Source organism: Pantoea sp. Morm (assembly GCF_016643525.1).
In the GTDB taxonomy this organism is placed as follows: Bacteria; Pseudomonadota; Gammaproteobacteria; order Enterobacterales; family Enterobacteriaceae; genus Pantoea; species Pantoea dispersa.
Genome location: NZ_VOQX01000176.1, coordinates 1 through 3,880, shown reverse-complemented (window position 1 = coordinate 3,880; position 3,880 = coordinate 1). Strand labels below are relative to the sequence as shown.

Annotated in this window: 4 protein-coding genes and 1 rRNA gene; 3 read left to right on the top strand and 2 right to left on the bottom strand. The window is 50.9% G+C overall.

Translation table 11 applies throughout. The annotated features are described in order from the left end of the window. Positions 1-454, bottom strand: a 16S ribosomal RNA gene (locus FT726_RS26320); the annotation flags it as partial. A gap of 409 nt (positions 455-863) precedes the next feature. After that, positions 864-1,424: a D-glycero-beta-D-manno-heptose 1,7-bisphosphate 7-phosphatase gene (gmhB, locus tag FT726_RS26315; protein WP_346303746.1), complete on the bottom strand. Its 561-nt coding sequence runs from the start codon at positions 1,422-1,424 to the stop codon at positions 864-866. A 188-nt stretch (positions 1,425-1,612) separates the two neighbouring features. On the opposite strand from gmhB, the gene metN reads away from it, so the two are divergent. The 3 genes from metN to FT726_RS26300 form a co-directional block, all read left to right on the top strand. Then, positions 1,613-2,644 carry a methionine ABC transporter ATP-binding protein MetN gene (metN, locus tag FT726_RS26310; RefSeq protein WP_166934138.1) on the top strand — a complete coding sequence of 344 codons (1,032 nt, stop codon included), beginning with the start codon at positions 1,613-1,615 and terminating at the stop codon, positions 2,642-2,644. Next, positions 2,637-3,290, top strand: a complete 654-nt coding sequence (locus tag FT726_RS26305; protein ID WP_034829428.1) for a methionine ABC transporter permease MetI — start codon at positions 2,637-2,639, stop codon at positions 3,288-3,290. Before metN ends, FT726_RS26305 begins: the two co-directional genes overlap by 8 nt. 37 nt (positions 3,291-3,327) lie before the next feature. Further along, a partial coding sequence (locus tag FT726_RS26300; RefSeq protein WP_346303745.1) for a MetQ/NlpA family lipoprotein occupies positions 3,328-3,880 on the top strand: 553 nt, incomplete at its 3' end.

Here is a 3,880-nt window from a genome sequence, read left to right as displayed (position 1 = left end):
CGCCTTCCTCCCCGCTGAAAGTACTTTACAACCCGAAGGCCTTCTTCATACACGCGGCATGGCTGCATCAGGCTTGCGCCCATTGTGCAATATTCCCCACTGCTGCCTCCCGTAGGAGTCTGGACCGTGTCTCAGTTCCAGTGTGGCTGGTCATCCTCTCAGACCAGCTAGGGATCGTCGCCTAGGTGAGCCATTACCCCACCTACTAGCTAATCCCATCTGGGCACATCCGATGGTGTGAGGCCCGAAGGTCCCCCACTTTGGTCCGAAGACGTTATGCGGTATTAGCTACCGTTTCCAGTAGTTATCCCCCTCCATCGGGCAGTTTCCCAGACATTACTCACCCGTCCGCCACTCGTCACCCAAGAGCAAGCTCTCTGTGCTACCGTTCGACTTGCATGTGTTAGGCCTGCCGCCAGCGTTCAATCTGAGCCATGATCAAACTCTTCAATTTAAAGTTTGATTTGCTGCAACAAGTGCAGCGATGCTCATCTGTAAAACGTCATAATGAATTTCATTATGTGTTCACTCGTGAGACTTGATATTTTTTACGTCCGGAGACGCTGATATCAATCCTGCGAGTGCCCACACAGATTGTCTGATAAATTGTTAAAGAGCGGTGCAATCAGCGCCTTAAGCTGCTGTTGCGAGGTGGCGTATATTACGCTTTCCTCCTTCAGAGTCAAACACTTTTTTCAGCGTTTTTTCTCCGGCGGGATGAATCTCTTCACTCCCTGCTGAGCCGTCTGCGTTGCCGCTTTGCCGTCTCAGTGGTGGCGCATTATAGGCAGGTTCTGAGGAAGCGCAAGGGCAATTTTCAAGTTTTTATTCGTTCGCTTGAAAATTGCACAAAACCGCCTAAATCAGCCCTTTTTAATGCGTCCAGGCAGCTCTGACAGGCTATTAAGCACCCAATCTGCTGCCTTTTCGCCTTCAGCGGTGACCGGCTTACCAGTACGCACCAACACTTTCGTGCCCACACCTGCTGCTGCAGCTGCCTGCATATCTTCTATTTTGTCACCTACCATATAAGAAGCAGCCATATCGATGTTCAGATGCTTCTGCGCAGAGAGCAGCATACCCGGCTGCGGCTTACGGCAATCACACACCTGGCGATACTCTTCTACTGTTGCATCTGGCAAATGAGGACAGAAATAGATGCCATCAAGATCGACATCACGATCCGCCAGCGACCAATCCATCCATTCGGTGAGCTGCATAAACTGGTCTTCGGTAAACATGCCGCGCGCAATACCGGACTGGTTGGTCACCAGTACCAGCGCGAAGCCCATCTTCTTTAGCGCCTGTAACGCTTCAATGGTGCCATCGATGAATTCAAAATTATCGATTTCGTGAACATAACCATGATCGACATTCAGGGTGCCATCACGATCCAGGAAAATAGCGGGGACTTTATTCGACACGTAGAAACTCCTGCTGCAAATAATGCCGCACAGTATCGCATGATTGCATATATAGAGAGAATGGCAGATTGAATGACTTCGATTGATTTAGCCGTCTGGATGCCTTAACATCCATCCAAATTTCACGTAGCGCCATCGCGTGAAACCCGATACACCACGGACAACGCAACACGATAACTATTAAACTAATGATTAAACTCGAAAACATTACCAAAGTGTTCCAGCAAGGTTCACGCACCATTCAGGCGCTTTCCAACGTCAGCCTGCACGTGCCTGCTGGACAGATTTATGGCGTCATCGGTTCTTCCGGTGCAGGTAAAAGTACGCTGATCCGCTGCGTTAACTTGCTTGAGCGTCCAACATCAGGACGCGTTCTGGTTGATGGTCAGGATTTGACTGCCCTCTCCTCCTCAAAACTGACGCTGGCACGCCGTCAGATTGGCATGATTTTCCAGCACTTCAATCTAATGAACTCACGTACCGTAGCCGGTAACGTTGCGCTGCCGCTTGAATTGGGCAACCTGTCACGTGAGCAGATCAAAAACCGCGTAACGGAACTGCTGGAGTTAGTTGGACTGGCGGACAAGCACGACAGCTGGCCTGCGAATCTTTCCGGTGGACAAAAACAGCGTGTGGCGATTGCGCGTGCGCTGGCCACGAATCCAAAAGTTTTGCTGTGCGACGAAGCCACCAGCGCCCTCGACCCAGCAACCACGCGTTCCATCTTAGAGTTACTGAAAGACATCAACCGCCGTCTGGGGATCACTATTCTGCTGATCACTCATGAGATGGATGTGGTGAAACGCATCTGCGATCAGGTTGCTGTTATCAGTAATGGCGAACTGATTGAGAAAGACAGCGTCAGTGAAGTGTTCTCACATCCTAAAACGCCACTGGCTCAGCAATTCATCCAATCGACGCTGCATCTGGATATCCCAGACGATTACCAGCAACGTATGACACCGCAAGCCACAGCTGAAAGCGTCCCGCTGTTACGTCTGGAGTTCACCGGCAAATCAGTAGATGCGCCGCTGCTGTCAGAAGCTGCTCGTCGCTTCAATGTGAATAACAACATCATCAGTGCCCAGATGGATTATGCCGGCGGCGTGAAGTTCGGCATCATGCTGGCCGAGATGGATGGCAGTGAAACAGACACACAGGCAGCGATTGCCTGGCTGAAAGAAAATCATGTGAAAGTAGAGGTACTGGGTTATGTCTGAAGCGATGCTGTGGTTACTGACGCGTGGCGTCTGGGAAACGCTGATGATGACCTTCGTCTCTGGTTTCTTTGGTTTTGTACTCGGCCTGCCCGTCGGCGTGCTGCTGTATGTCACTCGCCCAGGTCAAATTCTGGCCAATGGCACACTCTATCGCGTGCTCTCAGCGGTGGTGAATATCTTCCGTTCAATCCCCTTCATTATATTGCTGGTGTGGATGATTCCTTTCACGCGCATGATTGTTGGCACCTCAATTGGTTTGCAGGCTGCAATCGTGCCACTGACAGTCGGCGCCGCACCTTTCATTGCACGTATGGTCGAGAATGCGCTGTTAGAGTTGCCAACCGGTTTGATTGAAGCCTCACGCGCAATGGGCGCCACGCCACTGCAAATCGTGCGTAAAGTGCTGCTGCCAGAAGCTCTGCCGGGTCTGGTGAATGCCGCTACAATTACCCTGATTACGCTGGTTGGCTACTCCGCGATGGGCGGCGCAGTCGGCGCGGGCGGTCTGGGTCAGATTGGCTATCAATACGGTTACATCGGCTATAACGCCACCGTGATGAACACCGTACTGATTCTGCTGGTTGTTCTGGTGTATTTAATTCAGTTCTGTGGCGACCGCATCGTGCGTGCTGTGTCCCATAAATAAGCAAACAACATCAATAGTCCTCTATTAAGGAAGGGATATGTCTTTCACATTTAAAAAGATTGCCGCTGTGGGTGCTCTGATTGGCGCAATTGCGCTGGCAGGATGCGATCAGAAAGCTAAAGATCCAAACCACATCAAAGTGGGTGTGATTGTCGGTGCTGAGCAGCAGGTTGCTGAAACCGCAGTGAAGGTCGCTAAAGAGAAATACGGTCTGGATGTTGAGCTGGTGACCTTTAACGATTACGTGCTGCCAAACGAAGCGCTGAGCAAAGGCGACATTGATGTCAACGCCTTCCAGCATAAGCCATACCTCGATCAGCAAATCAAAGACCGTGGCTACAAACTGGTCCCAGTCGGCAACACCTTCGTATATCCAATCGCTGGCTATTCGAAAAAGATCAAATCACTGGATGAACTGCAGAATGGTGCACAGATCGCTATTCCTAACGATCCTACCAACCTCGGTCGTTCACTGCTGCTGCTGCAGAAAGTGGGCCTGATCAAACTGAAAGATGGCGTGGGCTTGCTGCCAACCTCACTGGATATCGTTGAGAACCCTAAAAACCTGAAGATTGTTGAGCTGGAAGCGC

Coding starts and splice junctions, on each gene's coding strand:
- metN (WP_166934138.1), top strand. CDS start 1,613: ATGATTAAACTCGAAAACATTACCAAAGTGTTCCAGCAAGGTTCACGC.
- FT726_RS26305 (WP_034829428.1), top strand. CDS start 2,637: ATGTCTGAAGCGATGCTGTGGTTACTGACGCGTGGCGTCTGGGAAACG.